This window comes from Plesiocystis pacifica SIR-1 (assembly GCF_000170895.1).
In the GTDB taxonomy this organism is placed as follows: domain Bacteria; phylum Myxococcota_A; class Polyangia; order Nannocystales; family Nannocystaceae; genus Plesiocystis; species Plesiocystis pacifica.
The window spans coordinates 1-21233 of the sequence record NZ_ABCS01000080.1 but is presented as its reverse complement, the minus strand read 5'-3'; the positions used below and the strand labels follow the sequence as shown (position 1 = coordinate 21233).

At 69.5% G+C, this 21233-nt stretch carries 19 protein-coding genes; 9 read left to right on the top strand and 10 right to left on the bottom strand.

Annotated features, from left to right (window positions below):
- Nucleotides 1-8: 8 nt before the first annotated feature.
- Nucleotides 9-926: a LysR family transcriptional regulator gene (locus PPSIR1_RS30255; RefSeq protein WP_006975031.1), complete on the bottom strand. Its 918-nt coding sequence runs from the start codon at nt 924-926 to the stop codon at nt 9-11.
- A 36-nt stretch (nt 927-962) separates the two neighbouring features.
- On the opposite strand from PPSIR1_RS30255, the gene PPSIR1_RS30250 reads away from it, so the two are divergent.
- From PPSIR1_RS30250 to PPSIR1_RS30240, 3 genes are all read left to right on the top strand, one after another.
- Nucleotides 963-1715, top strand: coding sequence for an SDR family oxidoreductase (locus tag PPSIR1_RS30250; protein ID WP_157596126.1), 753 nt, complete (start codon nt 963-965; stop codon nt 1713-1715).
- Nucleotides 1716-1797: 82 nt separating this feature from the next.
- Nucleotides 1798-2793, top strand: a complete 996-nt coding sequence (locus tag PPSIR1_RS30245; protein WP_006975029.1) for a haloalkane dehalogenase — start codon at nt 1798-1800, stop codon at nt 2791-2793.
- A gap of 103 nt (nt 2794-2896) precedes the next feature.
- Nucleotides 2897-3442 carry a hypothetical protein gene (locus PPSIR1_RS30240; RefSeq protein ID WP_006975028.1) on the top strand — a complete coding sequence of 182 codons (546 nt, stop codon included), beginning with the start codon at nt 2897-2899 and terminating at the stop codon, nt 3440-3442.
- A gap of 22 nt (nt 3443-3464) precedes the next feature.
- Here the strand turns inward: PPSIR1_RS30240 and PPSIR1_RS30235 are convergent, their stop codons facing one another.
- Nucleotides 3465-4064, bottom strand: coding sequence for a hypothetical protein (locus tag PPSIR1_RS30235; protein WP_157596125.1), 600 nt, complete (start codon nt 4062-4064; stop codon nt 3465-3467).
- Nucleotides 4065-4265: 201 nt separating this feature from the next.
- On the opposite strand from PPSIR1_RS30235, the gene PPSIR1_RS44275 reads away from it, so the two are divergent.
- Both PPSIR1_RS44275 and PPSIR1_RS30225 read left to right on the top strand, forming a co-directional pair.
- A complete protein-coding gene (locus PPSIR1_RS44275; RefSeq protein ID WP_006975026.1) occupies nt 4266-9764 on the top strand; it encodes an amino acid permease in 5499 nt (1832 codons plus the stop codon).
- Nucleotides 9761-10621, top strand: coding sequence for a mechanosensitive ion channel domain-containing protein (locus tag PPSIR1_RS30225; RefSeq protein WP_006975025.1), 861 nt, complete (start codon nt 9761-9763; stop codon nt 10619-10621). Before PPSIR1_RS44275 ends, PPSIR1_RS30225 begins: the two co-directional genes overlap by 4 nt.
- Here PPSIR1_RS30225 and PPSIR1_RS30220 read toward each other — a convergent pair.
- A complete protein-coding gene (locus PPSIR1_RS30220; RefSeq protein WP_006975024.1) occupies nt 10608-12221 on the bottom strand; it encodes a phytoene desaturase family protein in 1614 nt (537 codons plus the stop codon). The two genes, PPSIR1_RS30225 and PPSIR1_RS30220, sit on opposite strands and share 14 nt — an antisense overlap.
- Before the next feature lie 84 nt (nt 12222-12305).
- On the opposite strand from PPSIR1_RS30220, the gene PPSIR1_RS30215 reads away from it, so the two are divergent.
- A complete protein-coding gene (locus tag PPSIR1_RS30215) occupies nt 12306-12686 on the top strand; it encodes a hypothetical protein (RefSeq protein ID WP_006975023.1) in 381 nt (126 codons plus the stop codon).
- Nucleotides 12687-12692: 6 nt separating this feature from the next.
- Here the strand turns inward: PPSIR1_RS30215 and PPSIR1_RS30210 are convergent, their stop codons facing one another.
- Both PPSIR1_RS30210 and PPSIR1_RS30205 read right to left on the bottom strand, forming a co-directional pair.
- Nucleotides 12693-13730, bottom strand: coding sequence for an MBL fold metallo-hydrolase (locus tag PPSIR1_RS30210; protein ID WP_157596124.1), 1038 nt, complete (start codon nt 13728-13730; stop codon nt 12693-12695).
- Between the two features lie 5 nt (nt 13731-13735).
- A complete protein-coding gene (locus tag PPSIR1_RS30205) occupies nt 13736-14230 on the bottom strand; it encodes a hypothetical protein (RefSeq protein WP_157596123.1) in 495 nt (164 codons plus the stop codon).
- 115 nt (nt 14231-14345) lie between these two features.
- On the opposite strand from PPSIR1_RS30205, the gene PPSIR1_RS30200 reads away from it, so the two are divergent.
- Both PPSIR1_RS30200 and PPSIR1_RS30195 read left to right on the top strand, forming a co-directional pair.
- Entirely contained in the window at nt 14346-14768 is a 423-nt protein-coding gene (locus tag PPSIR1_RS30200) for a ribonuclease III domain-containing protein (RefSeq protein WP_006975020.1), read from the top strand.
- Nucleotides 14769-14822: 54 nt separating this feature from the next.
- Complete coding sequence (locus PPSIR1_RS30195; protein ID WP_006975019.1) at nt 14823-15773, top strand: MDR family NADPH-dependent oxidoreductase; 951 nt, start codon at nt 14823-14825, stop codon at nt 15771-15773.
- Nucleotides 15774-15847: 74 nt separating this feature from the next.
- Here the strand turns inward: PPSIR1_RS30195 and PPSIR1_RS48450 are convergent, their stop codons facing one another.
- From PPSIR1_RS48450 to PPSIR1_RS30175, 5 genes are all read right to left on the bottom strand, one after another.
- Nucleotides 15848-16390, bottom strand: coding sequence for a ParE family toxin-like protein (locus PPSIR1_RS48450; protein WP_157596122.1), 543 nt, complete (start codon nt 16388-16390; stop codon nt 15848-15850).
- Between the two features lie 183 nt (nt 16391-16573).
- On the bottom strand, nt 16574-18460 hold the full coding sequence (locus PPSIR1_RS30190) for a M2 family metallopeptidase (protein WP_006975017.1): 1887 nt from the start codon (nt 18458-18460) through the stop codon (nt 16574-16576).
- Between the two features lie 78 nt (nt 18461-18538).
- Nucleotides 18539-19381: an exodeoxyribonuclease III gene (locus PPSIR1_RS30185; protein WP_006975016.1), complete on the bottom strand. Its 843-nt coding sequence runs from the start codon at nt 19379-19381 to the stop codon at nt 18539-18541.
- A 30-nt stretch (nt 19382-19411) separates the two neighbouring features.
- Nucleotides 19412-19771, bottom strand: coding sequence for an anti-sigma factor family protein (locus tag PPSIR1_RS44270; protein ID WP_006975015.1), 360 nt, complete (start codon nt 19769-19771; stop codon nt 19412-19414).
- On the bottom strand, nt 19768-20349 hold the full coding sequence (locus PPSIR1_RS30175) for a sigma-70 family RNA polymerase sigma factor (RefSeq protein ID WP_198154648.1): 582 nt from the start codon (nt 20347-20349) through the stop codon (nt 19768-19770). Before PPSIR1_RS30175 ends, PPSIR1_RS44270 begins: the two co-directional genes overlap by 4 nt.
- A gap of 243 nt (nt 20350-20592) precedes the next feature.
- On the opposite strand from PPSIR1_RS30175, the gene PPSIR1_RS44265 reads away from it, so the two are divergent.
- Nucleotides 20593-21228, top strand: coding sequence for an RNA polymerase sigma factor (locus PPSIR1_RS44265; protein ID WP_006975013.1), 636 nt, complete (start codon nt 20593-20595; stop codon nt 21226-21228).
- Nucleotides 21229-21233: the final 5 nt, after the last annotated feature.

The following is a 21233-nucleotide window of genomic DNA, read 5'->3' as shown; positions in this document are numbered from 1 at the left end:
CTGGCACGTCAGACCTCCAGGGTCGCGTCGGCGACCTCGCGCAGCAGCCCGCGCAGCCAGACGTGGCCGGGGTCGCGATCGAAGCGCGGGTGCCAAAACAGGTCGTAGCGCAGGGGCGCGAGGGCGACGGGGGTCTCGAACAGCTTCAGCCCATGAACCCCTGCGACCGCCCGCGCGAAGTGACGCGGGAGCGTGCAGACCAGCTCGCTGCGCACGAGATAACCCGGCGCGCTCGAGAAAGTCGGGACCACGGCTCGAATCGCCCGCCCGAGCCCATCGTCGGCGAGGGCGTCGTCGACGGGGCCCCAGGTCCCCCCCAGCGGCGCCACGAGCAGGTGCTCGGCGCGGGCGAAGGCCGCCCGCGAGGGCCGACGGCGAGCGAAGCGATGATCGGCGCGGACCAGTGAGACGAAGCGATCGTCGTAGAGGCGCACGCGCTTGAGCTCCGGCGGCGCGGTCCAGTCGACGGTGATCGCCAGGTGGGCGTCGCCGCGCTGCAGCTGGCCCTTGCCGTAGTCGCTGGTCAGCGTCCGAAAGGCCAGGGTCACCCCGGGCGCGAGCTCGGCGAGGGCGTCGTGGAGCGGCCCGCCGAGCACCTCGATGACGTCGTCGGTCGTGAGGATGAACAGCGTCGTCGCCCAGCTCGACGCGTCGAAGCCCGCGCGCTGAAAGAGCGCGACCTCGAGCTGCCCCAGCGCGTCCGTCAAGGGCTCGACGAGGCTCTCGGCGTAGGCCGTGGGGATCATCTGGTGGCCCTGGCGCAGCAGCAGCTCGTCGCCCAGAGCAGCCCGCAGCCGCCGCAGCGCCGCGCTCATCGCTGGCTGCGACACCCCGATCGCCTCGGCCGCCCGAGACACGCTGCGGGTGTCGAGCAGCGCCCGCAGGGACTTGAGGAGGTTGAGGTCGAGCGCGTCGATATCAGCCATGTCTATGTTCAATATACATGAACATTTATGGTCGTGATGCCTGACGCGATCTATCTCCTCGGCATGCTCACCAACATTCGAGGCAAGACCAGCGTCGTCTTGGGCGCGACCCGTGGCATCGGGCGCGCGACCGCGGCGCTGCTGCGTGACGAGGGCGCCCGCGTCGTCATCACGAGCCGCGAGCTCGCGCGGGCCCAGGACGTGGCCGCCCAGCTCGGCGAGGGCGTCGAAGGCCGCGCCGTCGACGTGACCGACCCCGCCGCCCTCGCGGCCGTGTTCGCCGAGATCGGCCGCTTCGACCACCTCGTGTGCACGGCCGCCTCGGCCGTCCTCGGGCCCCTCGCCGAGGTCCCCCTCGACGCCGTCGAGGCCCTCGTCGCGTCGAAGTTTTGGGGCCAGTACCACGCCGTGCGGGCGGCCATCCCCCACCTCGATCCCCGCGGCGCCGTCGTGCTGTTCTCGGGCACGGTCACCCAAAAGGTCCTCCCTGGCGCCTCGGCCTACGCGGCCGTCGGCGCCGCCATCGAGGCCGCCGGTCGCACCTGGGCCGCCGAGCTCGCGCCCCGCCGCATCAACACCGTCGTCCCCGGCGTCATCGATACGCCCGTGTGGGACGGGCTGCTCGACGCCGCGAGCAAGCAGGCTCACTTCGCCGGGGTCGCCGACGCCCTCCCCGTCGGCCGCCCGGGTCTGGCCCGCGAGGTCGCCAAGGCCGTCGCCTTCTTGCTCGACAACGAGTTCGTCGACGGGGCCTCCCTCGTCATCGACGGCGGCCACCGCCTCATCTGACTGTTTTTGCCGTCGAGGACGAGCCACGCCCTCCCTGCCCCACGTCCTCGACTCAGCCCTTTCCAGCCCAGGAGCCAACACCATGTACCGAACTCTGATCCCCTCGAGCCTCGCCGCCCTGCTCTCCCTCGGTCTGGCGTGCGTGTCCGACCCCGAGGACGAGACTGAAAGCGAAACCAGCTCGGAGACCAGCCCCGAGATCAGCGAGGCTTTCCCCTTCGAGCGCCACGAGCTCGCGGTCCTCGACTCGACCATGACCTACGTCGACGAGGGCGAGGGCCCGCCGATCGTGCTGCTCCACGGCCAGCCAGCCTCGGCCTACCTGTGGCGCAACGTCATCCCCCACCTGAGCGAGGACCGCCGGGTGATCGCCGTCGACCTGATCGGCTTCGGCGGCTCGGGCAAGCCCGACATCGACTACCGCATCGTCGATCACGCGGCCTACCTCGAGGCCTTCATCGACGCCCTCGCCCTCGACGAGCCGCTGACCCTCGTGGTCCACGACTGGGGCTCCTTCCTGGGCTTTGACTACGCGATGCAGCACCAAGAGCAGATCCACGCGATCGTGTTCATGGAGGCGATGCTGCAGCCGATCCCCGGCTACGATTTTTGGGATCCAGACACCGCCGCGTTCATGGAGGCGATCCGGACCCCCGGCGTCGGCGAGGCCATGATCTTCGAGCAAAACATGTTCATCGAGGCGCTCCTGCCCGCGATGGTCATGCGCGAGCTGAGCCCGGCCGAGCACGACGCCTACCGCGAGCCCTTCCTCGACCCCGACACGCGCGCCCCGATGCTGAGCTTCCCCCGGGAGCTGCCCGTGGGCGGCGAGCCGGCCGACGTGCATGCCATGCAGGTCGCGTACGTCGACGCACTGCGTGACTCGAACGTCCCCAAGCTCCACCTCTACGGGACGCCTGGCGTGCTCAACACGGCCGCCGACGTCGAGTGGGCCCAGGCGAACCTGCCCAACATCACGAGCGTCGAGGTGGGGCCGGGGCTCCACTTCTTGCAGGAAGACCACCCCCACGCCATCGGGGAAGCGATCGTCGATTGGCTCGACGGGATCGACGAATGAACCTACGGCGGCCATTGAAGATCCGGCGAGTTCTGGGGAGGAATTTCCAACTCGAAACGCCGCGCTTGTACACAGACCACGCAACGCGCGAGACTCCCCCCCGATGAAGAGCGCTGCCATCCTCGTCCCCCTCGCCCTGGTCACCATCTCCCTGTGCGGGCCCAAGGACATCGACGCGGTCGAGTTCGACGCGGTGGTGTTCCCCTCCGAGGGGGTCATCGGCGGCTACGACTTCGGCGACAGCTGGGACGACGTCAAGGCCAAACACAACGACGTGTTCGAGGTCCGCGATGAAGCTGGCTTCGAGCAGCTGCGCCGCAAGGTCGGCGACAACGCCGGGGTCAACGGCTACTTCATCGGCTTTCGCCTCGACGACGCCGGCAAGATCCAGGGCTTCAGCGTCAGCCTCAACGGCGAGTCCCAAAACGCGGTGCTCGTGCGCAAGACCCTCGACGACATGATCGCGCGCTACGACGTCCTGCTCGGCCCGGGGAGCTGCTACAAGATCGGCGACGGGCCAGACAACAGCACCGCCTGCGACTGGCCCGAGGTGCCCGGGCAGCCCCAGGTCGACCTGATGTACTACGAAAACCACGACCCCCTCCGCGGCTCCATCGACCTGACCGTGCGGGCCCCAGAGTCCGAGTAGTGTCCGAGTCGTGTCCGAGCCGTCAGCCCAACCTGGCGTACACCCCGGGCACGAACTTGCCAAAGCGCGCCCGCTCTTCCTGGCTGTACTCGCTGACCCCGACGCGCTCGCGCAGCGCCGCGCGCAGCCCGTCGAGCACCGCCTGGCCGCCCTCGACCGTCGACAGGTTGATGACCACGCTGCGCTCGCCCTCGTCGAGCACGATGGTTCCGGCGTACTGCCGGGCGAGCAGCTCGGCCGCGCCGGCGTTCTTGGCGGAAAAGCGCCCGATCGCCGCGTTGAAGCGCGCCACCTTCCGAGTCGCCTGAGGCATGGGCGCCCCGACGCGCACGCGAACGACGTCCTCAAAGCGCACCGCGATGGCCCCCGAGCGTCCGATGACCAGGCGATCGCCGTGCAGCGCGTAGTAGCGGTGGCGGTTCGCGTGCCAGGTCATCGCCCACAGCGCGGCGGCGATGGCCAGCACGACGCCCGCCATCCACCCGATGTTGTGGGCGCCGGGGCGGATCAGCCCGGGCGAAATGTTCGAGACGATCCCCATGGTCATCGCCAGGACCATGAAGGCCGCGACGGGATAGAGGACCACCGTCGCCAGGTGCTCGCGCAGCGCTGGCTTGGCCACGATCGGAGCCATACCCCGTATGTAACAGGCCGGGCAGCCCCATCGAGGGCCCCCCATGAGAGTCACGCGGAGCCACGGCCCAGCCATCGGGCTCGCCCCTGGGTGACCTGCCGAGTTGGTGAGGCTGAACGCCAGCTCAGCGCGTGCGCGCCTTGGGCTGTCGGCCCGCCGCCGCCACCGGTACAGTGACTCCAGCGCCGCATGGCCAACAAGAGCACCAAGTTCGGCACCTTCGGCGGTGTTTTCACGCCTTCGATCCTGACCATCCTGGGCGTGATCATGTATCTGCGCCTCCCCTGGGTCGTCGGCAACGGCGGCCTGTGGGTGGCGCTCGGGGTCATCGCCGCCGCGCACATCATCTCGGTGAGCACCGGCCTGTCGATCTCCTCGATCGCCACGGACAAGAAGGTCGGCGCGGGCGGGCCCTACTACATCGTGTCCCGCTCCCTGGGCCTGCCGATCGGCGGCACCCTCGGCCTGGCCCTGTTCGTCGGCCTCTCGTTCTCGATCTCCCTCTACGTGATCGGCTTTTGCGAGAGCTTCCTGGCCTACTGGGAGATCGAGCCGACCATCGACAACATCCGCATCTACGGGACCGGCACGATCATCGCGCTGACCGTCGTGACGCTGATCAGCACGAGCTTCGCGATCAAGACCCAGTACGTGATCCTCGGGCTGATCGCGGCCTCGCTGTTCGCCATCGGCCTGTCTCCGACCGCGCCTCCAACCGCGGGCATGCACCTGACGGCCCCCGAGGGCGCCGAGCCCATCGCCGTGATCTTCGGGATCTTCTTCCCGGCGGTCACCGGCTTCACCGCCGGCGTGAACATGTCCGGGGACCTGCGCGACCCCAAGCGCTCGATCCCCGTCGGGACCATGGCGGCGATCAGCGTGGGCCTGGTCGTGTACGTCACGCTCGCCATCTTCCTGGCCTGGAAGATCCCCACCGACGGCCTGCTCAACAACACCAACATCCTGGTCGACATCTCGAGCGAGTCGCTGTGGGGCCTGGGCTCCTACGCGGTGGTCGGCGGCATCTGGGGCGCGACGCTCAGCTCCGGCCTGGGCAGCATCCTGGGCGCGCCGCGCATCCTCCAGGCCCTGTCGGCGGACCGGGTCACCCCGGTGTTCTTCGCCAAGGGCCACGGCAAGGACAACGAGCCGCGCCGCGCGCTGATGGTCGCCTTCCTCATCGGCGAGGCCGGCATCCTCATCGGTGAGCTCGACGTCATCGCCCGGGTGGTCTCGATCTTCTTCATCGCGACCTACGGCTTCCTGAACCTCAGCTGCGCCATCGAGAGCTGGGCGAGCACGGACTTCCGCCCCGAGTTCCGCATCCCCCGCACGGTCAGCGTGATCGGAGCGCTGGTCTGCGTGCTGATGATGATTCAGCTCGACCTGCCGGCGACGATCGGCGCGACGCTGGTCTTCGGCCTGCTCTTTTTCGTGCTCAAGCGCCGCGAGCTGGCCCTCGAGTCCGGCGACACCTGGGAGGGGGTGTGGTCCTCGCTGGTCCGCTGGGGCCTCGAGCAGCTGCAGCACGGCGACGGCGGCGAGCAGCGCAACTGGCGGCCCAACGTCATCGCCCTGAGCTGGCGCGAGCTCCAGGACCGCGGCGTCTTGCTGGGCTTCGGCATGGACCTGATCCGCGATCGCGGCGTGCTCACGGACTTCCGCCTGCGCACGCCCAAGGACGCCAAGCGCGAGGAGGAGGACGAGGGCAAGGGCGAGGAGCTCAGCGTCGACGGCAGCCAGAGCATGGAGCACTCGGCGATCCGCCGGGCGCGGCGGCGGGGCGCGGGCGGCTCGCTGCGCGGCAACCTGGGCGAGGAGACCACCGTCGCCGGGATGTTCGAGCGCCGGCTCGAGACCGAGGACCCCTGGGGCACGGCCCAGGCCATCGCCCGCTTCCACGGCTTCGCGGGCCTCGAGCCCAACACCGTGCTGATGAACTGGGGCGAGCACCGCCACGGCGAGGCCGGCTTCGCCGAGACCGTCGACGCCCTCGTCGAGCTCGACTACAACGTGCTGCTGCTGGCCCGCGACCCGACCCGGGACTTCGGCGACCGCAGCCACGTCGACCTGTGGTGGACGCCCAGCCGGGGCAGCTTCGAGCTCAGCCTCAACCTGGTCCGCTTCCTGTCGTTGACCGACGACTGGCGCCGCTCCCAAGTCCGCTTCTTGCTGCTCAACGACGACCCCAGCCGGGGCGACGCGCTGTTCAAGTCGGCCCAGCGGGCCTTGGCCGACGCCCGCGTCCAGGCCACGGTCAAGGTGCTCAACAACGCCATCGGCAACCGGCCGCTGCGCGACTGGGTGCGCCAAGAGAGCGCCTCGGCGGACCTGGTCGTCATGGGCCTGCCCAACCGCAGCCTGGCCAAGGACCGCGAGCAGATCGCCGAGCTCGACGACCTGTTCGGGGACATCGGCAGCGTGCTGATGTGCCGGGCCTCGAGCCGCTTCCCGAGCGTGCTCCAGGTCGTCAAGGAGCGGCGCGAGTCGAGCAAGCTGATCAACCTCGAGGGCATCGCCGAGGTCGCCTTCGAGGCCGGCTCCCTCGCGCCCCTGCGCGCCCCCGAGCCCCCCGAGCTCGGCGTCGCCGCCCGCGACCTGTCGACGGCCCTCGACGAGCTCGCGGCCGAGTTCCACAGCGAGTGCGTGGGCCTGATCTACAGCCACGACGCCGCGCTCATCGAGCAGCTGCGCGGGGTCGTCGAGCGGGCCTTCGACCAGCTCGGCAAGGCCCTGCGCGAGCGCGCGGCGATCCGCCAGCGCAAGCAGCTCAACAAGGTCCAAAGCGGCTTCCTGTTCCAGGCCCGGCGGATCCTCTCGGAGTTCGAGACCGACCGCCTCGCGGCCCAGGTCGACGCCCTCGAGCACCGCATCGAGGGGTGGATCGAGCGCTCGGTCGAGCTCGAGCGCGAGGCCCCGAAGACGCTGACGGTGACCCGCGATCCGAGCGTGCTCGAGCTCGAGCCCGAGGACAGCCCCGCCCTGCGCCGGGTCAAGCGTCGCCTGCGTCGCCGCCACCTGCTCCAGGGCAGCCAGCTGAGCTACTCGTTGAGCGTCGCGCCCCTCTACGCCCACTACCTGCGCGGGCGCAACCTGCCGACCCTCAGCGGCGTGCTCGAGGACATGGCCGTCGACTCCTACCAGGCCGTGCTCGAGCTCGGGCGCTCGATCTCCGAGGCCCGCCACGCCCTCGACGAGTTCGCCCTGCGCCTGCTCGAGCTGCCCCCGCCCTCGGCCCGGCCGGCGAACAAGTCGGGCAAGGACGAGCAAGGCGAGGGCGAGGCCCCCAAGCTCGACGCCCACGAGCGAGCCAAGCGCGAGCTGGCCGCGCGCATCGACGAGCGCCGCGACCTGGTCCTCGAGCGCCTCGAGAAGCTCGGCGGGCGGACCCTCAAGCGCGCCGAGCAGAGCCGCGACGCCCTCGCCCGCGCGGCCCGGACCGCGGCCCAGAGCTTCGCCAACGACATCGACCGCCTCGACGCGCCCGCGGTCATCCGCCGCAGCCGTCGCCTGCCCCCCGGCAGCGAGGGCCTCGACCAGGCCCTGCTCGAGGTCGCCGGGCACTGGCGACGCAACCGCAAGCTGGTCCTCGCCCGCGCCGCCCTCGAGCTGCACAACGCCGGCTTCCAGCACCGCCTGCGGGCCATCGTCGAGCGCAGCAAGGACGCCGCCGCCCAGTCCATCCAAGGCGGCGTGGTCCGGGGCTACGAAAGTCTGCGCGCGTCCCTGGTCGAGTACCGCGCGGCCCTCGAGGCCCCCGCCAGCGAGGGCGCGGGCGAAGACGCCGAGGCCAGCGAGGCCCCGAGCTTCTCGCCCACCAAGCTCGGCCAGGAGCTGCGCTCGGAGTTCGACGACAAGAAGCTCGTCGAGGACCTCGCCCGCGAGGTCCAGGCCGCGAGCACCGAGCTCCCCGACGCCATCGAGGTCATCGGCGACGACGCCTTCACCCACCTCGAGGAGCACCCCTTCGAGGACAGCGAGGTGCTGACCGTGTCCCTGCGCCGCCTGGCCGACTTCCTGGTCCAGGCCGAGTTCCTCAGCGGCCTGCGCGAGCACGCCTCGCGCGTGGCCATGGCCGAGCAGCGCGCCGTGGGCGTGGCCCAGGACGTGCTCCACCTGCTGTCCTTCAACCTGTCCGAGTACGAGCACGAGCGCGAGCTCGGCGAGCACAACACCGACGCCGAGGGCCCCAACGCCGACGAGGACGAGGACGAGGGCGAGGGCGCCCAGAGCCCCCTCGCCGCGCGCATGGGCCCGGTGCTCGACAACGGCATCGGCCGCATCGACGCCGAGCTCGAGCAGCTGCGCGCCCTCGTCCCCGCCCTCGGCGAGGGCATCGACGTGCAGCTGGGCAAGGTCCTCGACCGCACCGAGGCCTACGCGATCACCGGCTCCGAGGACAGCTTCAAGCAGTACGTCCGCCACGAGCAAGGCGGCGGGACGGCGCTCTCGCGCCTGGGCGGCGCGACCCGCTGGGCCCAGGGCCTGTCCCGCGAGGCCCTGGTCCAGCTGCTCTACCGCTGGTCCGCGAGCGTGCTCGAGGTCCGCGAGAGCCAGCGCGAGGTGCTCGGGGCGACCGGGGGCCGCCTCGTCGAGCGCAGCCTCGCGGTCGTCAACGCCAACAGCCCCAGGCCCGAGATCCTCGACGCCCTGCCCTTCTTCTACTCCCAGCCCTTCCTCGGCCAGTCCCGGGTCAGCGTCGAGTTTTGGGTCGGGCGCGAGGCCGAGCTCGAGGAGCTCAACCTCGCCGTGCGCAACTGGAAGCGCGGGCGCGCGGGCGCCCTGGTCATCGTCGGCGAGCCCCACAGCGGCAAGAGCTCCCTGGCCCGCTACGCCGTGCGCCAGCTGTTCGACAAGCGCAACAAGTACAGCCTGCTCCCGCCCCGGGGCGGCTCGGCGGAGCTCGGGCTGTTCCAGTCGCGCCTGGCCAAGGAGCTCGGCGTGACCGGAGACGGCGCCCGGGACTGGGACCAGATCCTCGGGGCCGCGCCCGCGGGCTCGGTGATCCTCATCCACGACCTCGAGCTGTGGTGGGAGCGCAGCCCCGGGGGCTCGGCCGTGCTGACCAAGCTCATCGAGCTCATCGCCCGCTGGGGCGACCGCCTGCTGTTCGTGCTCGAGCTCAACGTGCACGCCTTTTGCTTCATCGACCGCTTCGTGCCCCTGGCCGACCAGGCCCTGGCCGTGGTCGAGTGCCGGCCCGTGCCCGCCGAGCAGCTCAAGGACATCATCGAGATCCGCCACCGCTCCACGGGCATGCGCTACGCCCTCGACGAGCGCGACGAGGACGAGCTGCCGGCGTGGAACAAGGCCCGGCTGTTCACGGACCTGTTCGAGTTCTCCTCGGGCTACGTCGGCGTGGCCTTGCAAAGCTGGATCACCCACGTCGACGCCGTCGACGGCGAGGCCCTGCAGCTGCGCCGCCCGACCCGGCCCGAGGCCGCCGTGTTCGACGACCTGCACCTCGACTGGATCGCCCTGCTGCTCCAGTTTTGCGTCCACAAGCGCCTGACTCGCGCCCGCCTCGCTCGGGTCACCGGCCTCGACGCCCAGGAGCTCGAGCACGGCCTCGACGCTCTGCTGCGCGCGGGCTTGCTGGTCGAGGGCAAGCAGGGCGCCATCGAGATCAACCGCTACGTGCACCACCTGCTCGTGGCCAAGCTGCGTGAGCGGGGGTACCTGGCATGACGCTCGGGTTGAACTTCGGAGTGGGGCTCGCCCTCGTCGGCCTCGGCGACCTCCACGTCCTCAGCCTCTCGGGCCTCGGCCTGGTCCTCGTCGTGCTCGGCGGGCTGATCCTGTTCACGGCCATGGGCGGCCTGCGCTGGCTCGTCGATCGCCTGCCCATGAGCGAGGGCCGGCGGCGCACCCTGATCCGCCTGCGCCCCGTGCTCGAGGTCGTCGTCGCGACCACCTACCTGCTGCTCGCGCTCCCGGCCGTGCTCGACGACCACCTCGAGTTCACGCCCGTGTCCCTGGGCCTGATGGCCCTGACCTTCGGGCTCATCGGCGTGTCCTGGGCGACCCTGCGCGACCTGGTCAACGGCGTGTTCATCAAGGCCGGCGAGCTGTGCCGCGAGGGCGATCGGGTGATCGTGAGCGGCCGCGTGGGCGTGGTCCGCCACCTCGGGCACCGCTTTTTGACCCTCGAGAGCGAGTCCGGCGAGGAGGTGTTCATCCCCTACGGCCAGCTCTCGCGCGAGTCCATCGTCCGCACCCAGGCCCGCGCCGGCTCCCACCGCCACAGCTTCGAGCTGGCCCTGCCCGCGTCCCTCGAGCCCTCGCCGGCCCTGCGCGCCCTGAGCCAGGCCGCCCTCGCCTCGCACTGGTCCTCGCTGGTCCGCCCGCCGGAGCTCGAGGCCCTCGGCGGCGGCCGGGTGCGCGTGCACGTCTACGCCCTCGGGCGCGAGCAGGGCGTGGTCATCGAGGCCGCCGTCCGCGAGCTCGCGGCCTCACTCGAGGCCCAGCCCGCCGACGCTTCGAGCCCGGCCCGGGCCAAGCCCGCCGCCTTCGCCCCGCCGCGGCCGGGCTTCAGGCTCGATTGAGCACGTCCATCACCAGGTTCTGGTCGAGGATCGACGAGGCCGTCAGGTAGCCCGAGAACAGGGCCGCCCCGATGCCGCAGGTGATCACGTCCTGGCCCGTCAGGTAGAGCTGGGGGATGGGGCTGCGCGGCCGCAAAAAGCGGCCCTCGAAGCGCCCCGGGTCGTGGTTGAGCCCGTAGATCTCGCCGTGCTGGTAGTCGGTGAAGTGGCGGGTGCTCAGGGGCGTGGACAGCTCGCTGTAGGCGATCTTGCCGCGCAGCTGGGGCTCGTAGCGGAACAGCACCTCGAGCATGCGCTCGGCGTACCTGTCCTTCTTGGCCTGGTAGTCCTCGCCGCGCTTGCGCCAGGGCTTGTCGACCCAGTCCGCGAAGCGCTCCCAGGGCGCCAGGGTGATGATCTCGATGGTCGCCTTGCCCGGGTAGCGGCTCTGGAAGTCCGGGTCCTTGGCGCTGGGGAAGGACACGTAGATGACGGGGAAGGGCGCGCTCTCGTCGGCGAGGAAGTTGGCCACGGTCTGGTCGTGGTCGTAGGCGCCGTCGGGGTAGATCCAGTAGTTGGCCCGGGGCAGGCCCAGCTCCTCGGCGGTGTGCTCGAGGCCGATGTAGAGGCTCAGGTGCCCAGCCGAGGGCTCGATGCGGTCGAGATCCTGGCGAAAGCCGAGCTTGGACTTGGCCTCGGAGCCCAGCAGCTTGCCGTAGGTGTTCGCGGCCCCGGCGTTGGAGATCACCATGGGCGCCCGCAGCTCGCGGCCGTCGGCCATCTTCACGCCCACGGCCTTGCCCTTGTCGAGGATGATCTCGGCGACCTCGGCGTTGGTCAGCAGCTTCCCGCCGCCGGCCTCGATGGCCGGGGCGATGGTCTCGGCGAAGCGCACGGATCCACCGACCGGGTAATTCCCGCCCTGGAAGTAGTGCTTGGCCACGGACGCGTGCATGGCAAAAGCGCTGCGCTTGGGCGGCAGGCCGTAGTCGCCGTACTGCCCGGTGAGCACGCCGATGAGCTTTTGGTTCGAGGTCAGGGCGCTGAGCACCTCGTGGGTCGTGCGGCGGGTGAACTTCATGTAGGGCCGGCGCATCAGGCCGCCGGCGACCTTGCCCTTGATCCCGTCGACGGCCTTCTCGGCGAAGAAGCCCCGGGCGGCCTTGGACGCGGCGAACACCGTGTCGACGTAGGCGTCGATGGCCTTGCCGTCGGCCGCGTCGGGGAAGTGCTCGCGCAGCCCGTCCTTGAAGTTCTGGACCCCGGCGCGGAAGGGGAACTCCTCGTCCCCGAACACGATGCGGTCGTAGACCTCGCCCATGTTCTCCCACTTCAGCTGCTTGCCGGTCACGTCGTCGAAGAGCTGGCCGAGCACGCTGCGCTCGCGGTGGACCTCGCCGACGTAGTGCACGCCCACGTCCCACTCGTAGCCCTTGCGCTTGAACACGTGGGTGAAGCCGCCGATGACGTAGTGGCGCTCGAGCACGAGCACCTTCTTGCCGGCGCGGGTCAGCAAGGCCGCGCAGGTCAGCCCGCCCAGGCCGGAGCCCACGACGATCGCGTCCCAGCGATCCTCGACCTCGGTCTGCTTGTACGAGCTCCCAATCTTGTTCCCGGCCATGGCCACAGATGTACCAAAAAACGACGTTATTTCCAGCCTGGCGCCAATGCCACGCAGCCTCGCCGCAATGCTAGATCAGGCGTGATGGCTGCCGTCGTCGTTCTTGGCCAAACCCTCGGCCCCGACGCCGATCACTTCTTCCCCGAACGCCGCGCCCACCTCGAGGACGACCACCTGCTGACCGACGCCTGCGCCCCGCACCTCGCCGCCGTGCGTAGCCTCGAAGACCTGCAGCTCCACGAGACCTCCGTCGGCCCCGCCGGGCTCACCGAGCTCGCCGCGCTCCCGAATCTACGCAACCTGCTCGTCCCGCTGCGAAGCCTCGAGCGCCACGCCAACGGCGACCGAGCCAGGGTCTACGCCGAGCTGCTCGCGCTCTCGAAGCGAATGCCCCGCTGCGAGATCCTGGCCAAGGGCCGCGGCACCTTCACCGACGGCGTGTTCCTGGGCAGCTGGTCCGACTGAGGGAGCTCAAAGCGGATAGATTATGAAGTCGTCGTGGACTTCGTAGGCGGGCGTGCCGTTCATCGCGACCACGGCGTCGCGCAGCTCGACCAAGTGCTCGAGGCCCAGCCACAGCCCGTGCTCGTTGGGGTGGTGGGTCGAGCCAAACTCGAAGTCGACCCCCGGCGTGGTCGTCATCTCGACGTGGGTCCCGAGCACGGCGCAGACCTCCTTGCCATCGACGAAGTCGACCATGCGCTGGATCGAGGTCACGTAGGTGCCGAAGTCCGCGATGTACAGGCGCCCGGGGTAGAGGGTGTCGCCGGTCAGCAGCCAGCCGCGGCTGGCGTCGAACAAGGCGATGTGCGCGTTTTGATGCCCGGGGATCGGCAGCACGTCGATGACCCGGCCGCCCAGGTCGTAGCTGGCGATGTCGTCGCGCCAGTTTTGAATGCCGAAGAAGCTCGACACCTCGGACACGGAGGTCCCGACCACCGCCGTGTTGGGCTGGCCGACGAACTGGCCGTTGCCCTGGACGTGGTCGCCGTGGGCGTGGGAGTTGACCACGACGCGCTCGATGCTCGCGCGCCCCTTGGCCTCGAGCCACTCTTCGATCACGGCGTCGACGGTGGCGGCGATGGCGATGCCCCCGGCCCCCGTGTCCTCGAGCAGGACCTCGTCCTCCCCGAACAGCATGAACATGAACGGGCCCTCGAAGTTGGTGCACAGCGACTGGCGCAGGATCACCGTGTCCGAGTCGTACCAGTGGACCTGGATGTCGGGCTCAAAGGCGCAGTCGGCCCCGTGGATCCACGCCTCGGGGAAGGCCGCCTCGATGTCCGCCGGGCACAGGCTCTCCATGCCCGTGGTCGACTCCGTGCCCGTGTCGCTCGTGTCGGTGTCCGTGACCGTGTCGGAGCTGTCCGAGCTCGTCGTGTCCTCGCTCGAGCCCTCCTCGGTGTCCGTCACCCCGATCTCGTCGCCGGCCTCGTCCGTGTCGCCAGACGAGTCGGCGCAGCCGAGCGAGACCACGAGCGCGAGGGTGATCGGAGTCAGCGCGCGCACGCGCATCACATCCCACCCAGGGGATCGTCGCTGTCGGGGCCGAGGATCTTCTCGCCGTCCTTGCGCGAGGTGTCCTTTTGCCCGCGCGGGTCGAGGTCGATGGCGAGGGCGGTCTTGCCCTTGCGCAGCTCCACCGGCGTGCCCACGGTCGCGTCGAGGGACTCGCTGAGCTGCTCGTTGCCGTTGACGCTGTAGTCGACCTCGATCTTGAAGTTGGTCTCGCTGGCCTCGCGGATCGTGACCACGACCTCGTGGTCCTTGCCGTCGCAGTTGATCACGAACACGCCCTCTTCATCGATGGCGACGCGAAAGCCCGGGTGCGCGAAGCTGTCCTCGCCCTTGGTCAGCGTGACCTTGACGTAGGCCGAGTCGACCCCCGCCTTGTCGCTGCCCTCCGCGTCGGCCTCCTCGGCCTGCGCGGGGCCGGCCGTCGCCACGAGGGCGAAGGGCGCGAACAAACAGGCAGCGAAGACCACGCGACACAGACCAAGGCGGACCATGGGTGGAGCCTAGGGGATCGCCAATGTCCCGCGCAAGCCGTTGAAATCACACGCAAAAATGGTTTTTAGATGCGCTGTACGGGAAGGAATCCAGCTCACCGAGTAAACATGCAGCGTGCAATCGGAGGCCGACGACCGACACCTGCGCCAGCGCTCCGTGAAGACCCTCGCGTGGCTCGGCGACGCCGAGTTCGAGCGTGAGGTTCGGCTTCGCCTGGCGCGGCGCGGCGACTACTCCGTCGACCGCCTCGACAAGGCCCGGGCGCGCATCGTCAACGCGGGCGCGCAGGCCGAGCTGCTCGCCGAGCTCCTGGCAGCAGGTGTCCTCGACGAGGCCGAGGAGGCGGTGGTCCGGCGCGGGCGCAACACGGCGCTGCGTGGGGCGGGTCACCGGCGGGGCACGGTGCGCGAGTATCGGGCGGCGACGGCCCTCGAGGCGCTCATGGCCTGGTGGCTCCTGGGCGGCCAACGAGCGCGCTTCGAGGCCCTGATCATCCCGGCCATCGAGGCCCGCGTGGACGCCCAACTCGGGGACTGACTCAGGCCTCTGCGCGGCTGGGCGAAGCCTGGCCAGGATGCGACACTCCCGACCTTGCGAGCCCTTCGCTTCAGCCGTCCGGGGCACCCCCTCGAGGTCCTCGAGCTCGTCGAGCTGCCCGAGCCAAAACCGGGGCCGGGGCAGGCCCTCGTCGAGGTCCTCGCCTCGCCGATCTCACCGACCGACCGGCTGGGCCTGCGCGGCCTCTACCCCCTGCCCTTCGCCGACAACATCCCCGGGGTCCAGGGCGTCGCCCGAGTCCTCGAGCTCGGGCCCGACTGTGGCGGTCCGCCGGTCGGCTCGATGATCATCCTGCCCGTGCGCTGCGGGGCCTGGCGCGAGCGCCTGTGCGTCCCGGTGGCCGAGCTCGTCGTGATCCCGCCGGGGCGCGATCCGGCGGAGTCCTCGACCCTGCGCATCGAGGCCCTGACCGCCGCCGTGCTCCTCGACGACCTCGCGCCCGGAGACTGGTTCATCCACTCACCCGGGGCTGGGGCCGTCGGCCGCTACCTGACCGCTCTGGGGGGTCTGCGAGACATGCACAGCATCGCCCTGGTCGGCAGCCGCGAGCCCATCGCCGACTTGTGGGGCCTCGGGGCCGACCACGTCCTGGTCCGCGAGCCCAGCCTGCCCAACCGCCTCGCCGAGCTGGGCCTGCCCAGCCCGCGCATGGCCTTCGACGGCAGCGGCGGGGTCGCCAGCGAGCTGCTCGCAACCTGCATGGCGCCCACCGGCGAGCTCATCGTCTACGGCGCCGTGAGCCGCATGCCCGTGCAGCTCTCGGTCGCGCAGCTGGTGTTTCGAGACATCCAGGTCCGCGGTTTTTGGCTGTACCGCTGGGCCCGCGCCGCCGGGCCCGAGTACGTCCAGGCCTCGCTCCAGGAGCTCGTGACCCTGAACCTCCGTGAACGCGTGGAGGCCCAGGTCAGCCTCGACGACTGGCGCGACGGTCTGCACCTCTCCGAACAGCCGGGGATCCGCGGCCGGGTCGTGCTCACGCCTTGAGCTAAAACGCGCGCCCCATATCCAATGAGAGCGCGCGTTTGAGCTCGGTCTGCCGGATGGCAGTGCGATAGGTCTCAGCGATTGCCTGGCTTGGTGCCGTTGTAGGACTCGTGAGACATGACCGAGACGGGCTGGGGGGAGCCGTCATCTGTGCGGAACAAAATGCGATAACGCCGTCCGAGGGGTACACTGACCACGTCGCGGTCGTGTCGGAGGCGTTTGCCGTTGAACTGGTGCCAGGGCGCGCCGTTGCTCACGGCTTCGAGGATCGCCCGGGCCCGCAGAACGAGGCTCTTTTGCGGCAGGTGCTGAAGGTCGATGGGGTCATCGGCGAAGGTCGCCTTCCAACGCGCCTTCTCTTCATTGCCTGCCTTTGCTCTCTTACCCTTGTTTCTAGCCATCCGTTGTCTCCTGGGCTCCGTTTCCGCAGTGTAGTTGTACGACGTCATTGAAACTTGGCAAACCTGCGCCTTCCTCGCAGCGGGCCACTTTTTAGGGAAGTAAACCAGCTTACCCGCGTGCCCGTGGGCAATGAGGAAAAAGCCGCGCGCCAGTTGGAGCATGGGCGGCCAGTTGGCCGCTGAGCCGACTTCAGCCCGGTCAAACGCAGGGATCACGACGTGCCAGCATTCTCAGCTTCGCGTTTGGATAGCGCCAAAGCGCCGCTGCATGCCATGGCTCGGTGCGTCCAATCAATGTGCGCATAGCAGATCATAGCCATTGGATCCGCCCCCCGCGCCAGACTGTTTGGCCCTCGCTCGCCCGCGAGCTTGGGAATTCCCTTGGGGGCTTGGGTTTCACTACCAGCCGCAGGTACGGCCGGCGTTTTGTTCTTCGAGGTAGGACTGGAGCGGCTCGAAGTACTCGAGCAGGGCGCCAGCGTCCATTTGCCGCGTTCCGGCCACGGCCTCGAGGGCGTCGGGCCAGGGCTTGCTCGAGCCCATGGCCAGCATGGCTTGGAGCTTCTCGCCGGCCTCCTTGGACCCGTAGATCGAGCAGGTGTGCAAGGGGCCCTCGTGGCCCGCCGCCGCGCACAGGGCCTTGTGGAATTGGAACTGCAGGATCCTGGCGAGGAAATAGCGAGAGTAGGGCGTGTTCGCGGGGATGTGATACTTCGCGCCCGGATCGAAGTGGTCCTCCGTGCGCTCGACGGGCGCGGCGACGCCCTGATACTCGTTTCGCAGCTTCCACCAGGCCGCGTTGTACTCCGCAGGCTCGATCTCGCCCGAGAACACGCCCCAGCGCCAGCGGTCGATGAGCAGGCCGAAGGGCAAGAACGCGATCTTCTCGAGGCCGTCGGCCATCTGCTTGTTGATCACCGCCTTGGGGTCCTCGCTGACCTCGTCGAGCAGGCCCATGTCGACGAGGTACTTGGGCGTGACCGAGAGGGCGAGGGTGTCGCCAATGCCTTCGTGGAAGCCGTCGTGGGCGCCCTGCTGAAAGAGCACGGGCTTGTCGTAGTAATAGTGATAGTAATAATTGTGCCCGAGCTCGTGGTGGATCGTGACGAAGTCCTCCATCCCGACCTTGATGCACATCTTGATGCGTAGGTCGTTGTTGAAGTCGACGTCCCAGGCGGAGGCGTGGCACTGCACGTCGCGGTCCGGGGGCTGGAGGAAGAGCGAGCGCTCCCAGAAGGTCTCGGGCAGAGGATCGAGGCCCAGCGAGGTGAAGAAGCCCTCGGCGGTCTTCACCATCTCGAGCTCGTCGAACTTCGCCTTTTTGAGGCCCTCGGTCACGTCGATGGAGGGCTGGCCCGGGTGGGGCTCCATGTGCCGGTAGACGTTGGGCCACTCCTGCGCCCACAGGTTACCGAGCAAGTGCGCGGGGATCATCCCGTCGGCGGGCACCTTGTCGGCGCCGTAGGTCTCGGCCAGCTTGGCGCGGACGTGGCAGTGCAGCTGGGTGTAGAGCGGCTTGACCTGCTGCCACAGCCGCTCCATCTCGGCCTCGAACTCCGCCGCGCTCATGTCGTAGCCCGAGCGCCACAGCTCGCCGGTGTCGGCGAAGCCGATGTCCCGGGCGCCCTCGTTGGAGAGCTCGACGAAGCGCTGGTACTTGGGCCGCATGGCCGGGGAGATGGTCCGCCAGCCCTCCCAGGCCCTCAGCAGCTCGTCGTAGTCGTCGCTGGTCGCGAGCACCTCGACGGCGTCGCCCATGTCCTTGCAGTCTTGCTTGGCCTCGTCCTCGCAGTCCCACTTGCCCGTGCCGTACATGCTGTCGAGCTTGGTCGCGACCTCGGCCAGCTCCTTGCGCTTTTGCTCGTCGGCGGGCGCGGGCAGGCTCGAGGCGATGCGCAGGAGCTGGAGCTGGCGCATCGTGTCCGCGTCGGCCTCGACGCCCGCGAACTTGGTCGCGCCGGCGATGGCCCCGTTGAGGTAGGTCATGGACGCCACGCTGGCCTCGGCCACGGCCTTTTCGTGCTCGTCGGTGATGTCGGTGGCGTGGGCCCACTGGGCCTTGGACTCGGCCGTCCACACCTCGCGCAGCTTCGCGTCGACCTCGGCGACGTAGGCCTTGGCCTCCTCGGCGCTGGGCTTGGCCTCGGCGCCCTCCGCTTTCGCGGCGTCGCCCTCAGCCTTGGCGCCCGTCTCCGCCGCCGGGCCCGACTTGGCCTGGCACGCGTAGAGAGGAGCCGCGAGCGAGAGCGCGACCAGACCAATGCCGAGGGTGGAGCTGCGAACCATGGCTCGACGCTACCCGACCCGCGGCCGGGTCGTCCGCGGGAAAACTCCCGTCGCTCCGGCCTGACGGACGAAACTCGCTCAACCGCGGGCGAGCACGGCGCGATCGAGGCGCACGCCGACGGGGCAGTGGTCGGAGCCCGGGACCTCGGGCCAGATGAAGGCCTCGCGCAGGAAGGGCTCGACGTTGGGCGAGGCGAGGACGTAGTCGATGCGCCAGCCGACGTTGCGCTCGCGGGCGGTCCCGCGCTGGGACCACCAGCTGTAGTGCCCGGGCCCGGGCTCGAGGCTGCGGAAGGTGTCGATCCAGCCCGCGCGGATCCACCGGTCGAGCTCCTCGCGCTCTTCGGGCAAAAAGCCCGAGGTCTTCACGTTCTGCTTGGGCCGGGCCAGGTCGATGGCCTCGTGGGCGGTGTTGAAGTCGCCCATGACCAGGACCCGGTAGCCGCCCCGGCGCTTGCGCTCGACGAGCTCGAACACGGCCCGGTAAAAGTCGAGCTTGTAGGGCACGCGGGAGTTGTCGCGGTCGCGGCCGTTGCCGTTGGGGAAGTAGACGTTGGCGACGAACAGCCGACCAAAGCGAGCGAGCTGCACCCGGCCCTCGTCGTCGAAGCGCGCCTCGCCGAGCTCGACCTCGACCTTGTCGGCGGGCGCCCGGCTGTACAGGCCGACGCCGCTGTAGCCCGGGCGCACGGCCGAGCGGAAGTGGCTGTGCCAGCCCTCGGGCTCGGCGGTGGCGTCGTCGAGCTGCTCTTTGAAGGCGCGGATCTCCTGGACGCCGACGATGTCGCCGCCGCACTCGGCCAGCCACGCGCCGAAGCCCTTCTTGGCCGCCGCGCGCAGACCGTTGATGTTCCACGACAGGACCGTCAGCGCATCGCTACTGGTCTTGGTCTTGGTCTTGCGCTGTTTGGGCGGAGCCACCCGGGGACTTTGCCCATGGCGAAGGGCGCGTCAAGCCTGGCCGTCGATGGCCTGCTTGGCCGCGAGGATCGCCATGATCAAGCCCTCGGGGGGCGGCCCGTGCTTTTCGCCGTGGACCTTCTTGGCCTCGGCGTCGAGCTCGACCTTGCCGCAGCGGCGCACCAGCTCGACGGTGTCCTTGTAGCCGTCGAGGTAGTGCAGGCAGGGCGGGCACACGCCGACGTGGCGCTCGAACTCGTCCTTGGCCCCGTCGTCGAGCGAGCTGTCGAGGTAGTCCATCATGAACTGGCTGATCTCCTGGCAGGTCAGGCCGTGGACCTTCATCTTCAGGCCGTAGTCGTGCCCGCAGGAGGGGTGGCCGTCGCCCTTGGGATGATCGTGCTCGCTCATGCTTCGCCGGTGAGTTCGAGCTCGCGCTCGAGAAGGTTTCGCAGGGCCTGCCGAGCGCGGTGGAGACGAACCTTGACCGTGCCCGGCTTGATGCCCAGGAGCTCGGCGGTCTCGGCCGTGTCGAGCTCCTCGATGTCGCGCAGGACCAACACCGTACGATAGGGCTCCGGGACTTTGTCGATGGTATTGCGGACGACCTCGCGGGTCTCGGCGCGGCTCACGAGCTCGTCGGCGCCGACGGTCCAGCGCTGATGGAAGCGCTGGCTCATCCCGTTTTCGTGGAACTGGGGCAAGTGCGCGTCGATCTGCACCTGCTCGCCGTCGCGCTTGGCGCTCTCGCGCTTGCGCAGCCGGCCCAGCGCCACGTTGACGACGATCCGGTGCAGCCAGGTGCCCAGGCGCGCGTCGCCGCGGAAGCGGTCGAGGCTGCGGTAGGCGTTGAGGAAGGCCTCCTGGACGGCGTCGTCGGCGTCCTCCTCGTTGCGGAGCAGGCGCAGCGCCACGGCCCGCAGCGGCCCGACGTGGGCCCGGACCATGGCCTCGAAGGCCCGGGGGTCCCCAGACCGCAGACCCGCCACGATGCTCGCGTCATCGGGCGTCTGGGACGATGGGCTTGGCGTGTCCATGCTTCGAGGTGGTGACCCCGCTCACGCGAGATGCCGGTGGTAGCCCGGCATCGCCTGAGTAGCACGAAAGTTGGTCGATCTGTCACATGACCCATCGAGGGTTTCGATTTTTGTCATCGAATTTTTTGGCCCCGAGTTTTTCGTAACCCTTCGCCGAAGTTCGCATCAAAGAACACGAAAGCGAGGAGGAAGGACATGAGCCAGAACAACCAGGACCGCTATCAGGGACTCGCCGTGCTCATGGGCCGCTACCTCGACGGTGACCAGCGGGCGTTCAACGCCCTCTATCGCAAAGTCAGCCCGATGGTGCGCGCCCAAGTTCGCGCGCGCATCAGCGATCCCGCCACCGCCGACGAGTTGGTTCAGAGCGTGTTCATGAAAGCCCACGGAGCACGCACGCGCTACGCCGCGCCCGAGGGCGCAAACCCCGATCGGGCCGTCATCGTCTGGTACTCGGCGATCGCCCGCAACGCCACCATCGACCACGTCCGCCGCATCTATCGAGAGCGCGCCGTGAAGGTCGACACCGCCGGGGATGACACCGCGCGTCTGCTCGAGGGCCTCGCCGACGTCGCGCCCAACAGCGAGGGCATGGTCGTCGAGCACGAGCGCCAGCTGTCGATCGCTGCCCGCATCCGCGGGGCGCTCGCGTCCCTGCCCAAGGGCCAGCGCGAGGTCGTCACCAAGCACAAGCTCGAGGGTCGGACCATGGCCGAGATCGCCGAGGAGCTCGGGGTCCGCGAGGGCACGCTCCGCGTCCGCGCGCACCGGGGCTACAAAGCTCTGGCGACTGCCCTGGGCAGCTTCAGCCAGGCCGCGGCCGCAGCCTGACTGAA